We start from the raw sequence: 16,181 nt of genomic DNA, 5'->3' as shown, positions 1-16,181 counted from the left end.
CCGCTGGAGCGGATGATGCGGGACGCGAAGATCACGCAGATCTACGAGGGCACCAACCAGATCCAGCGCATCGTGATGGCCCGCAACCTGCCGTAGCCCCCGCGCGGCAGCCACCGGAGCCCCCGGCCGACCTCCTCGGCCGGGGGCTCCTGGCGTTCCACCGCCTTTGTAGAAGTCCTACAGGGCTCAGCTCGTCGAATCGGCTCGCTGACACACCTGAGCGGCCATCAACGTCATGGCAGGGTGGGTGATGAGGCGGAAGCTCCCCGCGCCCATTGGGTGGGGCGAGTTGTATCTGCTCAACAATCTCCACAGAACGCCATGGAGGTATTTCGATGGGTACTGACAACAGCCGGACCCCGGCCCACGCCCTGGAACCGGTGCTGGTCACCGGCCTCGGGGCCACCACCCCGCTCGGCGGCGACGTCCCTTCCACCTGGTCCGCGATGCTGGCCGGCGAGGGCGGCATCCGGCCGATCGAGGCCGACTGGGCCGCCGGGCTCCCGATCCGGATCGCCGGGCAGCTCGCCGTCGAGCCGTCCGAGGTGCTCGACCGCGTCCAGGCCCGGCGGCTCGACCGCTGCGAGCAGGTCGCGCTGATCGCCGCCCGCGAGGCCTGGGCCGACGCCGGCGCCCCCGAGGTCGACGGCGAACGGCTGGCGGTGGTGATCGGCACCGGCACCGGCGGAGCGCTCACCATGCTCGGCCAGGACGACGTCCTGGAGGCCTCCGGCGTCCGGAAGGTCTCCCCGCACACCGTGCCGATGCTGATGGCCAACGGCCCGGCCGCCTGGGTCTCCATCGAACTCGGCGCGCGGGCCGGCGCGCACACCCCGGTGAGCGCCTGCGCGTCCGGTGCCGAGGCCATCGCGCTCGGCCTGGACCTCATCCGCCTCGGCCGGGCCGACGTGGTGGTGGCGGGCGGCGCCGAGGCGTGCGTCTGTCCGCTGCCGTTGGCCGGCTTCGCCCAGGCCAGGGCCCACTCGCTGCGCAACGACGAGCCCGGCCGCGCCTCCCGTCCCTTCGACGTCGACCGGGACGGCTTCGTGATCGGCGAGGGCGCGGCCGTCGTCGTCCTGGAACGGGCCGGCTTCGCCGCCGCCCGCCGGGCCCGCGCCCACGCCGCCCTGGCGGGCGCGGCGGTCACCTCCGACGCCCACCACATCACCGCGGCCGCCGCCGAGGGCCAGGTCCGCGCGATGCGCCGGGCGATCGCCGAGGCCGGGCTGTCGCCGCTGGACATCGGGCTCGTCCACGCCCACGCCACCTCCACCCAGCTCGGCGACCTGGTCGAGGCGGAGTCGGTCACCGCGGCGATCGGCGCCCACCCGCTGGTCACCGCCACCAAGTCGATGACCGGCCACCTCTTCGGCGCGGCCGGCGCGCTGGGCGCGCTCGCGACCGTCCTCGCACTGCGCGACGGCGCCGTCCCGCCCACCCGCAACCTGGAGCGGCAGGACCCGGCGGTCAAGCTGGACGTGGTCGCGGGCGCCGCCCGCCGGGGCCCGCTCGGCGCGGCGCTCACCAACGCGTTCGGCTTCGGCGGCCACAACGCCTCGCTGGTGTTCACGCCGGCGCCGTGAAAACCGGGGGACCGGCGGGCGGGTGCTCACTAGTCTGACCGCCATGTCCACACCCACGCCGACGGAATCGGCGCCGGAGCCCGCCCTGCGGCTCGAACCGGTCACCCCGAAGAACATCGACGCCGCCCTGGAGCTGAAGGTCCGCCCCGACCAGGAGCACCTGGTCGCCCCGGTGGCCACCTCGCTCGCCGAGGCGTACGCCTACGGGGAGACCGCCTGGCCGAGGCTGGTCTACGACGGCGAGCGACTGGTCGGCTTCCTGATGGCCTTCTTCGACGTCGTCTTCCGGCCCGGCGATCAGCCGCGCTCCGGCCTCTGGCGCCTCAACATCGCCGCCGACACCCAGGGCCGGGGCTACGGCCGCTTCGCCGTCGAGCAGGTCGCCGCCGAGATCCGCCGCCGCGGCGGCACCCGGGTCTGCGTCACCTACGTGCCCGGGGAGGGCGGTCCGGCGGGGTTCTACGCCCGCCTCGGCTTCCGGCCGACGGGCGGGTTCAGCGGGGACCAGGAGGTCGCGGAGCTGGAGCTGCCGCCGGGCTGAACGGGAGGGCGGGCGACCCGGCCGCTGCCGGGTCGCCCGCCCGTTCCGCGGGCCGTGCTCGGCCTCAGCGGGCCGTCAGTGGACCAGGAGGAACTTGGTGGTCGGCACGCTCGGGCCGTTGGCGCAGTCCAGGTTCTGGGTGGTGGCGCTGTAGGTCCAGCCGCGGGGGACGTCGCACGCCCACATGCCGTTCACCGGCGTGCGCAGGTGGAAGGTGGTGGACGGGACGCTGCTCCCGTACAGCAGGCTGCAGGAGGTGCTGCGGCCGGTGAAGTCATAGGTGAAGGCCGGGGTGCCCACGCACGCGGTGAGACCGTCGTACGGGGTGCGCAGGTGGTAGGCGTTGGAGATCACGCCGGACTGCTGGCTGCACGAGTAGCCCCAGGAGATGGAGTCGTAGACGAAGGCCGGGTTGCTGACGCACGCGGTCAGCCCGTCGACGGGGGTGCGCAGGTGGAACTGCGGCGAGTTCCAGCTGCCGCCGCCGCTACAGCTGCGGTTCATGGACACCTGGTCGTAGACGTAGCCGGCCGGGACGTCACAGGCCCACACGCCGTCCAGGCCGGTGACAGTCGTCGTGGTGGTCGTGGTGGCGGAGGCGGGCGCGGTGGCGGCGGCGCCGGAGAGCAGCAGCGCCAGCGCGGCGAAGGCCGCGAGCAGGGCGGATCGTGCGGTGCGTGCGACGGACATGGTTCTCCTTCGGTGGAGGAGTTGCCGGTGGATGCACGGTGCTGGCGGCGGCGAAGGCGGGTGAGCGTTCACTGCCGCCGACGGTTCTAGCACGTACGGCGGACCGTCAGCCCGGTGCTCCGCTCCGGACGATCATTCCGCCGTCCGCCGTCTACGCGCCCACGTGCGGTTCCTCCGGTTCATGTCAGCCGATCGGCGTCGCCGCCCGCTGCCGCGCCTGGCGCAGCCGGTGCGGGCGGGCGACTCGGCTGCCGCCGGGCCGCCCGCCCGTCGTTACGGGCGAGCCCGGTCAGTGGGCCAGGAGGAACCTGGTGCCCGGCACACCCTGGACGGCGGCGCAGTCCAGGCCCGAGCCGGTGGCGCTGTAGGTCCAGCCGGACGGGACGCTGCACGCCCACATGCCGACGGCCGGAATCCGCAGGTGGAAGGTGCTGGCGAGGGTGCCCGACGACTGGCTGCACGTGGTGCTGTGGCCGATGGAGTCGTAGGTGAAGCCCGGCGCGCTGGTACAGGCGGTGAGGCCGTCGACGGGCGTGCGCAGGTGGAACTGCGGAGTGTTCCAGCTGCCGCCGCCGCTGCAGGCACGGTTCATGGACACCCCGTCGTAGACGTAGCCGGCCGGGACGGAACAGGCGTAGGTGCCGTCCAGACCGGTGGTCGTCGTGGTGGTGGCGGAGGCGGGCGCGGTGGCGGCGGCGCCGGAGAGCAGCAGGGTCACCGCGGCCGAGGCCGCGAGCAGGCCGGATCGTGCGGTGCGGAAGGTACGTGCGACGGACATGGTTCTCCTTCGGTCGAGGAGTTGCCGGTGGATGCACGGTGCACGGTGCAGGGGGCGGTGGTCCGCGGGTGAGCGGTCACAGCCGTCGACGGTTCTAGCACGCACGACGGGCCGTCAGCCCGGTGCTCCGCTCCGGACGATCATTCCGCCGGCCGCCGTCTACGCGCCCGCGCGCACTTCCTCCGGTCCGCGTCAGCCGATCAGCGCCGCCACCTCCTGCCGCGCCTGGCGCAGCCACTGCGCGCGCTCGCCGGCCGAGGAATCGGTCACCGTGCGGAACACCCGCCTGCGAACGTCCGTCACACCGACGTAGGGCAGCACGCACGCCGCCCAGATCCGCTCCAGCGGATCCCCGAACTCCTCGTGCTCCCGGGCCTCCGGGGTGTCCGAGGTGTTCAGCACCAGCGCCCGCCCGGCCCGCAGCAGCCCGACGGGCTCCCCGTCCGCCGACCCCAGCTTGTACGCGACGCCCGGCACCATCACCCGCTGCACCCACCCGGCGAGCACGGCGGGCGGCATGCCCCACCAGTTGGGGTGGACGAGGACGAGCGCGTCCAGCGTCGCCACCTCGGCCCGGTGCAGCGCGAGCTGCCCGTCCTCGGCGGACGCGCTCGCGGCCACCGTCTCCGTCTCCTCGGCGCCGAGCAGCGGCGAGAACCCCTCGGCGTACAGATCGTGCGCGACGACCTCGGTGCCCTGCTCCCGCAGCTCGTCCACCACGGCCTCGAACAGCGCGTGGTTGAAGCTCCCCGGCTTCGGATGCGCCAGATAGACCCCGACCCGCATCTTCACAGTGTCCCCTCCCGCCCCTCCCGACCGGCCGATCCTAACCCCGGTAGGGTCGACCGCCGTGACCACCACCGAGCCCGAATTCCTCACCGCCGCCCGGACGTTCTACGACGCCGTCGCCGCCGACTACGCCGACCGCTACGGCGGCGCGCTGGCCACCGCGACCTGGGACCGGGCCGTGCTGGCCGCCTTCGCCGAGCTGGTGACGACGGCCGGCGGCGGCCGCGTCGCCGAACTCGGCTGCGGCCCGGGCCGGATCACCGGCCACCTGGCCGCCCTCGGCCTGGAGGTCACTGGCCTCGACCTCTCCCCGCAGATGGTGGAACTGGCCCGGGCGGCGCACCCGGAGATCCCCTTCCGGGTCGGCTCCCTGCTCGACCTGCCCTACGGCGACGGCGAGTTGTCCGGCATCGTCGCCTGGTACTCGATCATCCACACCCCGGCGGAGCAGCTGCCGAGGGCTTTCGCCGAGTTCCACCGCGTCCTCGCTCCGGGAGCCCCGCTGGTCCTCGCCTTCCAGGTCGGCGACGACGCCCTGCGTATCGAGGACCCCTTCGGCCACCCCGTCACCCTCGACTTCCGCCGCCAACAGCCCGACGCGATCGAGCAGCTGGCCACCGAAGCCGGCCTGAAGGTCACCACCCGCCTCATCCGCGAACCGGAGGAGGGCGAGCGGACCCCGCAGGCCTACCTTCTCGCCCACAAGGCGGAGTAGCGGCCTACTTCGTCCGCCCCAGCTCCGCCAGGATCACCCGAAGGTCACCGGCCTCGGCGTGACCGAACTCCTCAAGGAGGGCGACTGCCCGGCTGACCGCGGCTACGGCCTCCTCCCTGCGGCCCAGGGCTTGCAGGACAACACCGAGATTCCCCAAAGCGCTGCCCTCTTCGAATCGGTTGCCCATGGCGTGATGGATGGAGACCGCCTTGGCGCACGCTTCCACGGCTTCCTCATGCCGTCCTGTGTGGGCCAGAGTGGTGCCGAGGTTGACGAGGACCACGGCTTCGCCGAACCGGTTGCCGAGTTCTAGGTGGCGGGCGTGAGCGCGTAGGAGCAAGGGCACGGCTTCGTCGAATCGTTCGGCGGCATGGAGGGAGTGGCTGACACCGACGAGCGCGACGGCTTCCAGGTAGGGGTTGGGGATGGACTCGCAGAGGGCCAAGGCCTGGCGGTGGGTGGCCATCGCGTGATCGTGGCGCCCCATGGTCGCCTGGACGGTGGCAAGGCCGATCATGGTCTGCGCTTCACGGTGCCGATCGCCGTGTTCGCGATGGATGGCGAGTGCCCGGGTATTGATGTCGATCGCCTCCTCGAATCGCTGTGCCCGTGCCAGAGTGATGCCGAGTGCGAGGAGGGCCTGGGCTTCGGACAGCGGGTCATTGAGGCTGCGGAAGACTTCGACGGACTTCAGGTCGGACTCGATCGCGGCGTCGAGCATCTCCATCTCCCGCAGGACGGCGCTGCGCAGACTGAACGCGGCGGCGGTCGAGTGACTGTCGTCGGCCGTTGTGGCGGCCTCAAGGGTTCGACCGGCCACGTGAAGCGCGTCATCGTGGTGGTGCCGGCTGTACAGCAGGTAGACGCCGAGGACGAAGCCCACGTCGAGGATGGATCGGGTGTCGGTCTCGGGGAGCCCGATACCGGTCGTGAGGTTGGCGCGTTCGGCGTCGAGCCAGGCGAGGGCGGTGGTCTGGTCGGTGAACAGGCTGTTGAGGTGCTTACCGTTGATCTGTCCGGGGAGGTGGAAGGAAGCAGCGCGCGCGGTGTCCACGTAGTGCTTCCACAGCCGGCTCCATGCCGACGCCCGGTCCCCTTCCGCGAGCCGCGCCGCGTACAGCCGCACCAGGTCGTGCGCCCGCCACCGCCCCGACCCCACCGGCTGTTCCGCCAGCAGGTTCGCCCGGGCCAGGGCCGCCAGGTGCCGCCGTGCCGCTGCCTTCCCCAGTTCGGCCAGCACGGCGACCGCCTCCGTCGACACGTCCGGCCCCGGGTTCACCGTCGTGAGCCGCAGGACCCGGGCCGTTTCCTCCGGCAGTCGCCGGTACGAGAGCTCGAACGCCCCCGCCACCGCGAGCGACATCCCGCCGCCGTCCCCGTGCCGAAGGGCGTCCAGTCGGCTCCCTCTGTCAGTCAGCTCCTCCGCCAGATCGGCGAGCGGCAGCCCCGGATCGTCCACCAGCAGCGCCGCCGCGATCTGCAGCGCCAGCGGCAGGTGCCCGCAGTGCTCCGCGATCGCCGCCAGCGCCTCCGGCTCCGCCGCCGCCCGCCCGTCCTCCGGCCGGGCCCGCCGCAGCGCCGTCGCGACCAGTTCCCCGGCCTCCGCCGCCCCCAGCACCCCGAGCGGCAGCAGCCGGGCCGGGAAGCCGGGGGAGTGCAGGCTGTCCCGCGAGGTGACCAGCAGCCGGTGGCAGGAGTCCGCCGGTACCAGCGGAGCGACCTGCTCCACCGCCGAGGCGTCGTCGGCGAGCACCAGCACCGCACCGTCCCCGCTCGCCCGCCGGGCCAGCTCGGAGCGGTACAGCCCGGCTTGCTCCTCCGCCGTCGGCGGCACGTCGTGGTCGCGGACGCCGAGCGCCCGCAGCAGCGCGCCGACCGCCTGCTCGCCGCTCACCGCCACCCCGGGCCGGTAGCCGCGCAGCGGCACGTACAGCACCCCGCCCGGGAACCAGCCGCGTCGCACGGCCTCGTGCGCCGCGTACAGTGCGAGCGCCGTCTTCCCGACACCCGCCAGCCCCGCCACGGCGGACACCAGTACCGGCCCGCCGTCCCCTGCCGAGGGCGCGAGCAGCGCCAGGAGCGCCTCCGACACCTCGCCGCGCCCCACCAGGTCCACCGGGGGCGCGGGCAGCGACGCGAGCGCCGTCGGCGCCGGTCCACCACCGGCCGCCCCGAGGGCGACGTGCATGGTTCCGGCCTGGAACACCTTGCCGACGTCGCTGCCGCTGACCTCGTTGCGGACCCTGTCCTCCCCGTTCTTCACGCCGCCATCCTGGCCCCCGCACCGTCCCGAGGGGGGCCGATTCCGTTGATCACCGGTCGGCGGAGCGTGACCGGACGCCGGGGGGTGCCGCGCGTCGGGACGCCCGGCATGCCATGATCCCTGCATGGGTTCAAACGTTTTCTTCGACATCACCATCAACGACGAGCCGGCCGGCCGCATCGTCTTCACGCTCTTCGACGACATCGTCCCGAAGACCGCGCGCAACTTCCGTGAGCTGGCCACCGGCCAGAACGGTTTCGGCTACGAGGGCTCGTCCTTCCACCGCATCATCCCGGCGTTCATGCTGCAGGGTGGCGACTTCACCCGCGGCAACGGCACCGGCGGCAAGAGCATCTACGGCGAGAAGTTCGCGGACGAGAACTTCCAGGTGAAGCACACCAAGCCGGGCCAGCTCTCGATGGCCAACGCGGGCAAGAACACCAACGGCTCGCAGTTCTTCATCACCACCATCGTGACCGACTGGCTGGACGGCAAGCACGTCGTCTTCGGCGAGGTCGTCGACGGCATGGACCTGGTGACGAAGATCGAGAGCCTCGGCTCGCAGAGCGGCGCCCCGAAGGCCAAGGTCACCATCGCCAAGTCCGGCATCGTGGAGTAAGGGCTCGCCCCTTCAAGCCCGCACTCGGACGCGGCCCGCACACCACGGCGGGCCGCGTCCGCGCGTTTGCGGAGCACGCCGGAGCAGGAAGTCGGCGGGTCCGACTTCCTGCGCTCCGCTACTCTCTGCCGCGGCGCAGGGCAGCGGCGACCAGCCCTTCGAGCGCCTCGCGCGGCACCTCGCCGCCGCTCCCCAACCGGTCGAAGACCAGCCCGTCGATGCAGGTCGCGGCGATGCGGCTCACGCCCTCCCGGGTCGCGATCCGGGCGATCCTCCGGCACCGCACCTGGGTGCCGCCGCGGCTTGCGGTCGTAGGCTGAGAGCCCTCCCGGCGGCGGCCGGGCGGCGCCAGGAGCTGTTCAAGGTGCGGATGTGGCCTGGTCCGATGGTGGGCCGGTGTCTCTGGCAGTCCGGGATCGTGGCGCGTTCTGACGTGACGGATGCCGAGTGGGCCTTGACCGAGCAGCGGGTGACGGCCGGCGCCGATTACGTGGTCGACCGGCCGGTGGCGCGGGTTCCGTGGCGCAGGGTGCTCTCCCGCGCATGGGCGAGGCGGCGCAGGCTCAGCAGGATGGGCTCGTAGAGCACGGTGAGGGCCACGGCTGCCTCGATCTGCTCCGACGGGCTCTCGTACTCCTGGACCATGTCCAGGTCGTGCGCTGCCAGCCGGGTGGCCTGTTGGGCGTACGGCACCAGGTGGTCGAGGTCGTGCGGGTAACCGAGTGCGGCCAGCGCGGCCAGCGCGGTGACGAGCGCGCGGTAGGGCCCCGATGAGGCGTCCTCGCAGTTCGTCCAGCCCAGCGAGTCGAGCAGGAGGTCGGCCTCGCGGCGCGCGGCGGCGGTGGCCCGGTCGTCCTGGTCGGGCTGGGCCGGGCCGGGGGGCAGTGCGCCGACGGCCATACCGAGGCGGTCGTTCTGGTCGAGGCTCTCGTCGTCGATGGCGGTCAGGACCTCGCGGGCCGTGGCGATCGGCATCCGGCCGATCTGGATCAGCGCCCGCACCAGCCGCAGTCGACGCAGGTGATCCTCGCCGTACTCGGCCTGCTTGGCGCTCACCAGCACGCCGGGCGGCAGGAGTTGCTCCCTCAGGTAGTACTTGATCGTCGCGGTCGGGAGCCCGCTGCGTTCACTCAGTTCCGCGAGTCGCATCCACTTGCACCCTTCGTAAAGATAGTGCAAGTATCCTACAAGGATAGTTCAGCTACCCATCAAGCGCGGCCGAACACGGCGCGCCGAGGAGGCACTTCGTCATGGCAGCAACGCTGATCCGGGGCCGGACCACCGCCGATCATGAGGGTTCAGTGGTGGTGTTCCACATCGGGATGCGAATCAACCGGTTCCGCGCGCTGCGCAGTTGGTGGCCGGCCTCGGCCGCGATGCCGCGCATGCTCAAGGAGCTCGCCGAGGATCCGCACAGCGGACTGCTCGGCTACCGGATGCGGCTGGGCCTGCCCCGGGTGGTCGAGTTGGTCCAGTACTGGGAGTCGCCGGAGAAGCTGCTCGCCTACGCCGCCGATCAGGGCCAGGAGCACCGGCCGGCCTGGGCGGCCTTCAACCGCCTGGCTCGCGAAGGTGCGGGGAACGTCGGCATCTGGCACGAGACCTTCGTGGTGCCGGCCGGCTCCCACGAGGCGATATACATCGACATGCCGCCGTACGGCCTGGCCGAGGCGACGGGCACGGTCCCGGTGGCGCGGCGCGGCGAAACGGCCCGTGAGCGAATGGGGCGTCCGGCGGCGCCGTGAAGCGGTCCCGCACCCGCCGTGGCAACGGCCCGGTGGCAGCCGCCGGGCCATGCGGCATCCGTCACGTCAGAACGCGCGCCACGACCCCGAGTCCCACCGGGGACGCCGGCCCACCATCGGGCCGGGCCGAGATCCGAACCTTGAAGCCGCCACCGCCGCCGCGACGAACAGGGCCTGCACGGCCGTGCGGGTGGGCAGCGGGGTGAGCGGCTTGCCGGCGAGCGTGAGGTTGCCGCGGGCGGCGGGGGATCCGTACGGGGCGGGGTGGTGTTCGGGGGTGGGACGGAGTAGGAAGTCGGCGGGGCCGACTTCCTACTCCGGGTGGGGCGTCAGCGGATTTCGATGGTGATCGACTCGATGACGACGGGTTCGAGCGGGCGGTCGCCGGGGCCGGTCGGGGTGGCGGCGATGGAATCGACGACCTTCTGGCTGTCGGGGTCGGTGACCTCGCCGAAGATGGTGTGCTTGCGGTTGAGGTGCGGCGTGGCGCGGGTGGTGATGAAGAACTGGGAGCCGTTGGTGTTCGGGCCCGCGTTGGCCATGGCGAGGAGGTAGGGCTTGGTGAAGAAGAGTTCGGGGTGGAACTCGTCGGGGAAGGCGTAGCCGGGGCCGCCGGTGCCGTCACCGAGGGGGTCGCCGCCCTGGACCATGAAGTTGGGGATGACGCGGTGGAAGGTCGTCCCGTTGTAGAGCGGGGCGGTGGTGGGGGAGTTGGTCGAGGGATCGGTCCACTCCCGGGAGCCTTCCGCCAGTTCGACGAAGTTGCGCACGGTGCGAGGGGTGTGGAACTGGAAGAGCTTGGCGGTGATGGAGCCGTGGTTGGTCTTGATGACGGCGTAGTGCTGCGAGCCCATGGTGGTAGGAAGAACCTTTCGATCGAGCAGCCGGACTTGACCGGTATCAGGCGGCGTGGTGGTCGAATTCCCCAGCTTTGATGCAATCGAGGAGATTTGCAAACTTCAGTGGGCTGGTTCGGGCAATAATGTGGCCGCACTCGGACTCGCGAAGCTCGACGGTCCTGTCCACGACACGAACTTCTACGCACTCGTCGGCTGAGCTACTAAAAGACGACTTCTGCCATTTATTCTGCGGCACTTCAGTCCTTCAACTCTCGGGACGTCGCGGTGAGCATCTCGCGCGACTCCTCTTCGTCGAGGGAGGCTTTCTCGATGCGGTCCAGGACGGCCCTGTATCCTGCCAGCTCGTTTGGCGCGTCGTAAAACTCCGGTCCCCGCGAGGAGTCGGTCTCCACGGTATCAAGTTCCGCGACCTCGCCGTAGCTGTAGATGAAGCTCTCGATCACTCCAGGGAATGTCTCGGCCTTGAAGGGGGTGATGCGGATCGTCACATTGCTGCGATGTGAATCCTCGACGAGGCGCAGTAGCTGCTTTCGCAGTACCTCGGTGCCGCCGAAGCGCGTCACAAGGCACGACTCGTGAATGTATGCCTCAAATTTTTTCTCCGGGTGCCGAAGCAAGAAATTCCTCCGTTGGGTGCGGAAGGCGGTCCGGAGGTCGATCTCGTCGATGGTGAGGCCGGGGACCCTCCGACTGAAGATGCCCTTTGCGTAGTCGGCCGTCTGCAGGACTCCCGGCAGGAACATCGCCGCCCACACCCTGATGGTTCCCGCGGCGAACTCCTCATGCTCGGCGGACTCGAAGAAGGCGGCGGGCAGTGAACCTCGGTAGTCCTCCCACCACCCCTTCGATCGATCCTGGGTCATGTCGCCCAAGGCTTGGATGAGCGGGTCGTTGAGGCATCTGCAGGCATCGGCTATCGCGCGGATCCGCTGACGGCTGACGCCGATTCGACCGGTCTCCATCTGGCTGATCTGGCTCACGTCGATGTCAAGAATCCTGGCCAGCTGCGGGCCGCTGAGTGACGCCCCTTCGCGGATTCGGCGCAGTTCGGCCCCGAGCCGGCGCTGCCTGAAGGTTGGGTGTCGGCGTGGCGGCATGGCTCTGTCCTTACGTGAAGTAGCTCAAGTGTGCAGCGCGGGCTCGGCTTTGGTCCACCAGCGCCTCGGAGAGTGCACCTGAGGGTGAACCTTAGCCGGATCGGTATCTCATGAGGAACTTTGGATGTACTGTCATGGCCGTCGGAACCCAACGGTCCGTCAGTAAAGCCTTCTTCAGGGGCAGTAGGTACCTGCTGCCCGGGCGCCGAAGAGCAACCGCACCGGCCTGGCTCACGGCGACACCTCCCCAACTCCCTCACCACCACCCCACGGAGGTCTCCTATGTGTGCCCTCAACCCGCCCGACTGGTCCGCCGCCCGCGACGAGCTGCGCTCCGCCCTCCTCACCTCCCACTGGCAGCCGGACGCCATCGCCGATGCCGAGCTCGCCCTCCACGAGCTCTACGTCAACGCCTGGCGGCACGCCGGCTGCCAGGCCCCCCGCGTCATCGTCGTCCTCCGCCCCCGCACCCTCCGCGTCTCCGTGTGCGACGACAGCCCCACCCTCCCCGAACCCCCCACCACCCCCGCCGACCCCTACTCCCTCTCCGGGCGCGGCCTCCACCTCGTCCGCGCCCTCACCCACCGCTTCGGCGCCACCCCCACCAAGATCGGCAAGGTCACCTGGTTCGAGCTGGACGCCGCCGCGTGAACGCCCCCCTCACCCCCGGCGACCCGACCTTGCGCACCTACACCGACCTCGAAGTCACCTACCTCCTCCGCGAACTCCACGAGCGCGGCAAGCCGTTCGGCATCCAGTGGGGCTCCGCCGCCGTCAACGGCACCACCATCGACGGCCGCCTCCTCGTCGACTTCGGCGACACCTCCGTCGCCACCCTCCTCAACCTCCTCACCCTCCTCCGTGAGGGGACCAGGACCCCGTGAACTTCCTCATCGGCGCGGCCTTCGCCGCCCTCCTCGCCCTCGCCCTCACCACCGTGATCACCGGCGTCATCACCGCCCTCAAAATCCACCACCACACCGACGACGACCAGCCCGACTGACCCCCGAAAATCCGATCGAACGGGCGAGTTCCGCTTGCTACGCTCGCCGGATGCCATCGGTCAAGAAGTTCCAGGTCACCTTCGACTGCGCGGAACCCACGCGCCTGGCCCGCTTCTGGTGCGAGGTGCTGGGATACGTCGCCTCACCCCCGGACGGGTTCGCCACCTGGGACGACTTCGACCGCTCGGAGTCGCCCGACAAGGAGCCCCAGTACTTCGCCTGCACCGATCCCACCGGCGAGGGCCCGCGCGTGCTCTTCCAGCGCGTTCCCGAGGGCAAGGTCGTCAAGAACCGGCTGCACCTCGACGTCCGCGCCGGCACTGGACTCGTGGGGGAGGAGCGCCTCGCCACCCTCAAGGCCGAACGTGACCGGCTGGTGGCGCTCGGCGCGGTCTGCCTGTACGTCATGGAGGCCGACGGCGAGAACGAGTCCTGCATCGTGATGCAGGACATCGCGGGCAACGAGTTCTGTCTCGACTGACCCATGGACGTCACCCTGCGGGAAGTCCGGGACGGCGACCTGCCCGTCCTCTTCGCGCAGACGAGCGACCCCGAGGGGATCCGCCTGGCGGCGTTCACCGCCGAGGACCCCTCGGACCGCGTGTGGTTCGACGCGCACTGGGAGCGGCTCCGCCGCGATCCGGCCGTCCTCGTGCGCACCGTCGTCGGTGTGGACGGGGAGGTCCTCGGCCACGTCGGCGTCTTCGGTCCGCCCGGGGAGCGCGAGGTCACGTACTGGATCGGGCGCGAGTACTGGGGCCGTGGGGCGGCGACCGCCGCGCTGCGCGAACTGCTCGCCGCCCTGCTGGAGCGTCCGTTGCACGCCCGCGTGGCCGCCGACAACGGCGGCTCCGTCCGCGTCCTGGAGAAGTGCGGATTCGTGGTGACCCGCCGTGAGCGCGGCTTCGCGAACGCCCGCGGCGAGGAGATCGACGAGGTCGTCCTCACTCTCTCCGGCTGACGCCCGCTCACCGCCACACCACCCGGACGGGTGAGCGGCGTGCCCGGCCCCGGCGCGCCCGCCCATCCGGCCAACCCCCGCGCGGTACCCCTTCGATGCAACCGCCCCTCGCACCGAAACGGGTACCCATGACCCTCCGCCGTCCGGCCCGGGCCGCCCTGGTCCTCGCGCTCGCCTGCTGCGTCCTTCCCGCCGCCCCCGCCTGGTCGGTCCCCGCCACTCGGGCGATCATCCAACCCCCGCTCCCCGTCGAGGACTTCCCGCCCCAGGTCGCGCGGGCCTGCGACACCTGGCGCGCCCTCGGCTGGCCCGGCAACCCCCAGCCGGTCGACTTCCGCCTCCCCGGCCCGCAGTACGTCCGCGGCAGCAACCCGTACGGCAACCGCAGCGGCGACCTCCCGTCCGGCGGCACCTACCGCGAGTACGACGTCAACCCCCGCCCGACGCCCACCACCCGCCGTGACGCCGAGCGCCTGGTCCGCGACGCCACCACCGGCGATGCCTGGTACACCGCCGACCACTACGCCGACTTCCGCGAGATCTCCGATGGCTGCTGACACGCCCGACGCGGCCGATACGCCCGACGCACCCCTCGGCCCGGCCCGCTGGGACCTCCTGCCCGGCCGGCCCTGGGCCGGGTTCGCCACCGGCACCCACCGGCTCCGCCTCGTCCGCGGCGACCACTGCCGCACCAGGGCCGCCCTGTTCACCGAGTGGGCCGAATCCCTGGCCTTTCCCAGCTACTTCGGCCGCAACTGGGACGCCTTCGAGGAGTGCCTGCACGACGTCCTCCACCCGCCCGGCGCCGGGACCACCACCCGCCTCCTCGTCCTGGTCACGGCGGCCGACGCCCTCCTCGCCGACGAGCCGCCCACCCAACTCTCCACCCTCCTGGCCATCCTGGACGCGGCGGCGGCCACCACCCTCACCGCAGCCTCGCCCCTCCGCGTCCTCTTCACCACCACCCCACCCCACGTCGCCCCCGCCGAACACCGCCTCCGCACCGCCGCCCGCGCCATCTGACCGCGCTGTCCGACAGCGCCGTCAGACCGTGCCGTCCGACCAGGGCGACCCCCTCACCGGCCCGGCCGAACGCCCGGAACGGCCGCCACGCCACCGGTGGGGCCGCGACGGGGTCCAGCAGCAGTGAGCCCTGCCGGAAGCGTTCGCCGTCACGGAGGAAGGCGGTGACCTCGCGGGCCTCACCCGCGTGCAGAGCCCTCACGTCCGCCTCGGCGCGCCCTGCGGCGGCTCCCGTGAACTGCTCGGCGAGGCGCCCCGGATGGCGGAGCAGGTCGGTGAAGGTCTGCGTTCCGGCCGCCCGTCGTACCCGTCCCATGTCCACCCCCGGCATCGCGCGACACGGTGCCGCGTTTGCCGCCCAGGGTAGTGACGTGGACGAACGGGGCGGCTCTCCGGTCGGCGCCGCTACCCCCGCACCTCCCCGTAGGCGCGGAGGAACACCTCCACCGCGGCCTCCGCGACGGCGTCCGGATCGGCGTCGGGCCGGTACTCCAGCGGGCCGGTGAGCAGGGCGAGGAAGTGCTCGGCGGCGGTCTCCGGGTCGCACGCGCGCAGGCGCCCGGCGAGGACCAGGCGGGCCAGGCGGTCGGCGAGGGCGGAGCGCAGCCGCAGGGCCGTCCGCTCCCGGGCGCTCGCGGGCAGGTCCGGGAACCGTGCGGTCTCGGCGCCCGCCAGCCGGTGGACAGCGCGCGCGTCCTCGTCGTGGCAGACCCGCAGCAGACCGCGGCCCACGGCCCGCAGCCCCTCGCGCGGGTCGGCGTCCGCCGCGACCTCGCGCAGTCCGTCCACGACGGCGAGGCCCCGCGCGCCGACCCGGTCGGCGGCCGACTCGACGGCCTCGCGGTACAGGCTCTCCTTGTCGGAGAGGTGGTTGTAGACCGTCGGCTTGGCGACGCCCGCCTCCTGGGCGACCTCCTGGACGCAGGTCTGCGCGTAGCCGCGCCGCGCGAACACCGCGAACGCACCGTCCACGATCGCCTGCCGCCGCTCGTCGCGCCCACGGGCTCTGCGCCCGTTGCCGGTTGACACTTCTGAACCCATGGGTTCAGTCTAGGGCTGAACCATAAAGAACAGATTTCTGAACCAGCCAGTTCAAGTTGAAGGGGTGGGACCGGCGTGATCGTTCACATGCTGCGCTTCGCGTTCAAGGAGACGGCGACCGACGAGGAGCGGGAGCACGTGCTCGCCCGGATGCGGCGCACCGCCTCCGTCGAGTCCGTCGTCTTCTCGACCGTCGGCGAGAACCTCGGTGACCCCGACGGCTTCACACACGCCTACTGCGTGGGCATCCCCGACCTGCCGGCCCTGCGGCGCTACATGCACGACCCGGTCCACCTGGCCGGCGACCCGGAGATCCTGCCCCACCTCGCCAGGATCGCCATCGGGCCGGACCTGTCCGACGACATGACGCCCGCTCTGGCCGGGCGGATCCTCGCCCTGCACGAGGAGAAGGTCGCCCTGTACCCGGAGTGGGCCGCCGAACTCGCGCCGCTCCTGGCGGCGTAGCGCGCCC

General features: G+C 71.7%; 24 protein-coding genes. 14 read left to right on the top strand and 10 right to left on the bottom strand.

The genetic code is table 11. The annotated features are described in order from the left end of the window. The 3 genes from ACFU9E_RS32365 to ACFU9E_RS32355 all read left to right on the top strand — a co-directional run. A partial coding sequence (locus tag ACFU9E_RS32365) for an acyl-CoA dehydrogenase family protein (RefSeq protein WP_360021341.1) occupies positions 1–96 on the top strand: 96 nt, incomplete at its 5' end. Between the two features lie 239 nt (positions 97–335). After that, complete coding sequence (locus tag ACFU9E_RS32360; RefSeq protein WP_380715553.1) at positions 336–1,583, top strand: beta-ketoacyl-[acyl-carrier-protein] synthase family protein; 1,248 nt, start codon at positions 336–338, stop codon at positions 1,581–1,583. Between the two features lie 43 nt (positions 1,584–1,626). Next, positions 1,627–2,124 carry a GNAT family N-acetyltransferase gene (locus ACFU9E_RS32355; protein WP_380690424.1) on the top strand — a complete coding sequence of 166 codons (498 nt, stop codon included), beginning with the start codon at positions 1,627–1,629 and terminating at the stop codon, positions 2,122–2,124. A 75-nt stretch (positions 2,125–2,199) separates the two neighbouring features. On the opposite strand, the gene ACFU9E_RS32350 is transcribed toward ACFU9E_RS32355, so the two are convergent. From ACFU9E_RS32350 to ACFU9E_RS32340, 3 genes are all read right to left on the bottom strand, one after another. Next, complete coding sequence (locus ACFU9E_RS32350) at positions 2,200–2,814, bottom strand: hypothetical protein (RefSeq protein ID WP_380688002.1); 615 nt, start codon at positions 2,812–2,814, stop codon at positions 2,200–2,202. 289 nt (positions 2,815–3,103) lie between these two features. Next, on the bottom strand, positions 3,104–3,592 hold the full coding sequence (locus ACFU9E_RS32345; RefSeq protein ID WP_355373348.1) for a hypothetical protein: 489 nt from the start codon (positions 3,590–3,592) through the stop codon (positions 3,104–3,106). Between the two features lie 192 nt (positions 3,593–3,784). Continuing rightward, positions 3,785–4,378, bottom strand: a complete 594-nt coding sequence (locus tag ACFU9E_RS32340; RefSeq protein ID WP_380688000.1) for an NAD(P)H-dependent oxidoreductase — start codon at positions 4,376–4,378, stop codon at positions 3,785–3,787. Between the two features lie 64 nt (positions 4,379–4,442). Between ACFU9E_RS32340 and ACFU9E_RS32335 the strand changes: the two genes are divergently transcribed. After that, positions 4,443–5,096, top strand: coding sequence for a class I SAM-dependent DNA methyltransferase (locus ACFU9E_RS32335; RefSeq protein WP_380687998.1), 654 nt, complete (start codon positions 4,443–4,445; stop codon positions 5,094–5,096). A 4-nt stretch (positions 5,097–5,100) separates the two neighbouring features. On the opposite strand, the gene ACFU9E_RS32330 is transcribed toward ACFU9E_RS32335, so the two are convergent. Continuing rightward, entirely contained in the window at positions 5,101–7,284 is a 2,184-nt protein-coding gene (locus tag ACFU9E_RS32330) for a tetratricopeptide repeat protein (RefSeq protein WP_380715551.1), read from the bottom strand. Positions 7,285–7,483: 199 nt separating this feature from the next. Between ACFU9E_RS32330 and ACFU9E_RS32325 the strand changes: the two genes are divergently transcribed. Then, positions 7,484–7,978, top strand: coding sequence for a peptidylprolyl isomerase (locus tag ACFU9E_RS32325; protein WP_380687994.1), 495 nt, complete (start codon positions 7,484–7,486; stop codon positions 7,976–7,978). A gap of 118 nt (positions 7,979–8,096) precedes the next feature. Here ACFU9E_RS32325 and ACFU9E_RS32320 read toward each other — a convergent pair whose 3' ends face one another. Then, on the bottom strand, positions 8,097–8,222 hold the full coding sequence (locus ACFU9E_RS32320) for a hypothetical protein (protein WP_380682469.1): 126 nt from the start codon (positions 8,220–8,222) through the stop codon (positions 8,097–8,099). A gap of 242 nt (positions 8,223–8,464) precedes the next feature. After that, positions 8,465–9,127 (bottom strand): MerR family transcriptional regulator, encoded by a 663-nt coding sequence (locus ACFU9E_RS32315; protein ID WP_380682470.1) that lies wholly within the window; start codon positions 9,125–9,127, stop codon positions 8,465–8,467. A 101-nt stretch (positions 9,128–9,228) separates the two neighbouring features. Here ACFU9E_RS32315 and ACFU9E_RS32310 point away from each other — a divergent pair, with 101 nt between their 5' ends. Beyond that, complete coding sequence (locus ACFU9E_RS32310; protein WP_380682471.1) at positions 9,229–9,723, top strand: DUF4188 domain-containing protein; 495 nt, start codon at positions 9,229–9,231, stop codon at positions 9,721–9,723. A gap of 329 nt (positions 9,724–10,052) precedes the next feature. On the opposite strand, the gene ACFU9E_RS32305 is transcribed toward ACFU9E_RS32310, so the two are convergent. The 3 genes from ACFU9E_RS32305 to ACFU9E_RS32295 are packed head-to-tail and all read right to left on the bottom strand — an operon-like array spanning position 10,053 to position 11,680. Further along, a complete protein-coding gene (locus tag ACFU9E_RS32305; protein ID WP_380682472.1) occupies positions 10,053–10,577 on the bottom strand; it encodes a peptidylprolyl isomerase in 525 nt (174 codons plus the stop codon). Positions 10,578–10,623: 46 nt separating this feature from the next. Further along, positions 10,624–10,818 carry a DUF397 domain-containing protein gene (locus ACFU9E_RS32300; RefSeq protein ID WP_380682473.1) on the bottom strand — a complete coding sequence of 65 codons (195 nt, stop codon included), beginning with the start codon at positions 10,816–10,818 and terminating at the stop codon, positions 10,624–10,626. A 1-nt stretch (position 10,819) separates the two neighbouring features. Next, on the bottom strand, positions 10,820–11,680 hold the full coding sequence (locus tag ACFU9E_RS32295; protein WP_380682474.1) for a helix-turn-helix domain-containing protein: 861 nt from the start codon (positions 11,678–11,680) through the stop codon (positions 10,820–10,822). Between the two features lie 282 nt (positions 11,681–11,962). On the opposite strand from ACFU9E_RS32295, the gene ACFU9E_RS32290 reads away from it, so the two are divergent. From ACFU9E_RS32290 to ACFU9E_RS32260, 7 genes are all read left to right on the top strand, one after another. Next, complete coding sequence (locus tag ACFU9E_RS32290; RefSeq protein WP_380682475.1) at positions 11,963–12,331, top strand: ATP-binding protein; 369 nt, start codon at positions 11,963–11,965, stop codon at positions 12,329–12,331. After that, entirely contained in the window at positions 12,328–12,564 is a 237-nt protein-coding gene (locus ACFU9E_RS32285; RefSeq protein WP_380682476.1) for a hypothetical protein, read from the top strand. The genes ACFU9E_RS32290 and ACFU9E_RS32285 overlap by 4 nt, the downstream gene beginning before the upstream one ends. Then, positions 12,561–12,683: a hypothetical protein gene (locus tag ACFU9E_RS32280; protein WP_355373314.1), complete on the top strand. Its 123-nt coding sequence runs from the start codon at positions 12,561–12,563 to the stop codon at positions 12,681–12,683. Before ACFU9E_RS32285 ends, ACFU9E_RS32280 begins: the two co-directional genes overlap by 4 nt. 50 nt (positions 12,684–12,733) lie before the next feature. Continuing rightward, the gene (locus ACFU9E_RS32275; RefSeq protein ID WP_355373311.1) at positions 12,734–13,165 is read left to right on the top strand and encodes a VOC family protein; all 432 of its coding nucleotides are present in this window, start codon (positions 12,734–12,736) and stop codon (positions 13,163–13,165) included. 3 nt (positions 13,166–13,168) lie between these two features. After that, positions 13,169–13,645 (top strand): GNAT family N-acetyltransferase, encoded by a 477-nt coding sequence (locus ACFU9E_RS32270; RefSeq protein ID WP_380682477.1) that lies wholly within the window; start codon positions 13,169–13,171, stop codon positions 13,643–13,645. A 128-nt stretch (positions 13,646–13,773) separates the two neighbouring features. Continuing rightward, positions 13,774–14,202 carry a ribonuclease domain-containing protein gene (locus tag ACFU9E_RS32265; protein ID WP_380682478.1) on the top strand — a complete coding sequence of 143 codons (429 nt, stop codon included), beginning with the start codon at positions 13,774–13,776 and terminating at the stop codon, positions 14,200–14,202. Further along, positions 14,192–14,668 carry a barstar family protein gene (locus tag ACFU9E_RS32260; protein WP_380682479.1) on the top strand — a complete coding sequence of 159 codons (477 nt, stop codon included), beginning with the start codon at positions 14,192–14,194 and terminating at the stop codon, positions 14,666–14,668. Before ACFU9E_RS32265 ends, ACFU9E_RS32260 begins: the two co-directional genes overlap by 11 nt. Before the next feature lie 405 nt (positions 14,669–15,073). On the opposite strand, the gene ACFU9E_RS32255 is transcribed toward ACFU9E_RS32260, so the two are convergent. After that, positions 15,074–15,709 carry a TetR/AcrR family transcriptional regulator gene (locus ACFU9E_RS32255; protein WP_380682480.1) on the bottom strand — a complete coding sequence of 212 codons (636 nt, stop codon included), beginning with the start codon at positions 15,707–15,709 and terminating at the stop codon, positions 15,074–15,076. Positions 15,710–15,784: 75 nt separating this feature from the next. On the opposite strand from ACFU9E_RS32255, the gene ACFU9E_RS32250 reads away from it, so the two are divergent. Next, positions 15,785–16,174 carry a Dabb family protein gene (locus ACFU9E_RS32250; RefSeq protein ID WP_380682481.1) on the top strand — a complete coding sequence of 130 codons (390 nt, stop codon included), beginning with the start codon at positions 15,785–15,787 and terminating at the stop codon, positions 16,172–16,174. Positions 16,175–16,181 lie beyond the last annotated feature (7 nt).

The sequence above is a fragment of the Kitasatospora sp. NPDC057595 genome (genome assembly GCF_042800875.1).
In the GTDB taxonomy this organism is placed as follows: Bacteria; Actinomycetota; Actinomycetes; order Streptomycetales; family Streptomycetaceae; genus Kitasatospora.
The sequence above is the reverse complement of the archived record's forward strand: the minus strand, read 5'-3'. Positions and strand labels throughout refer to the sequence as shown.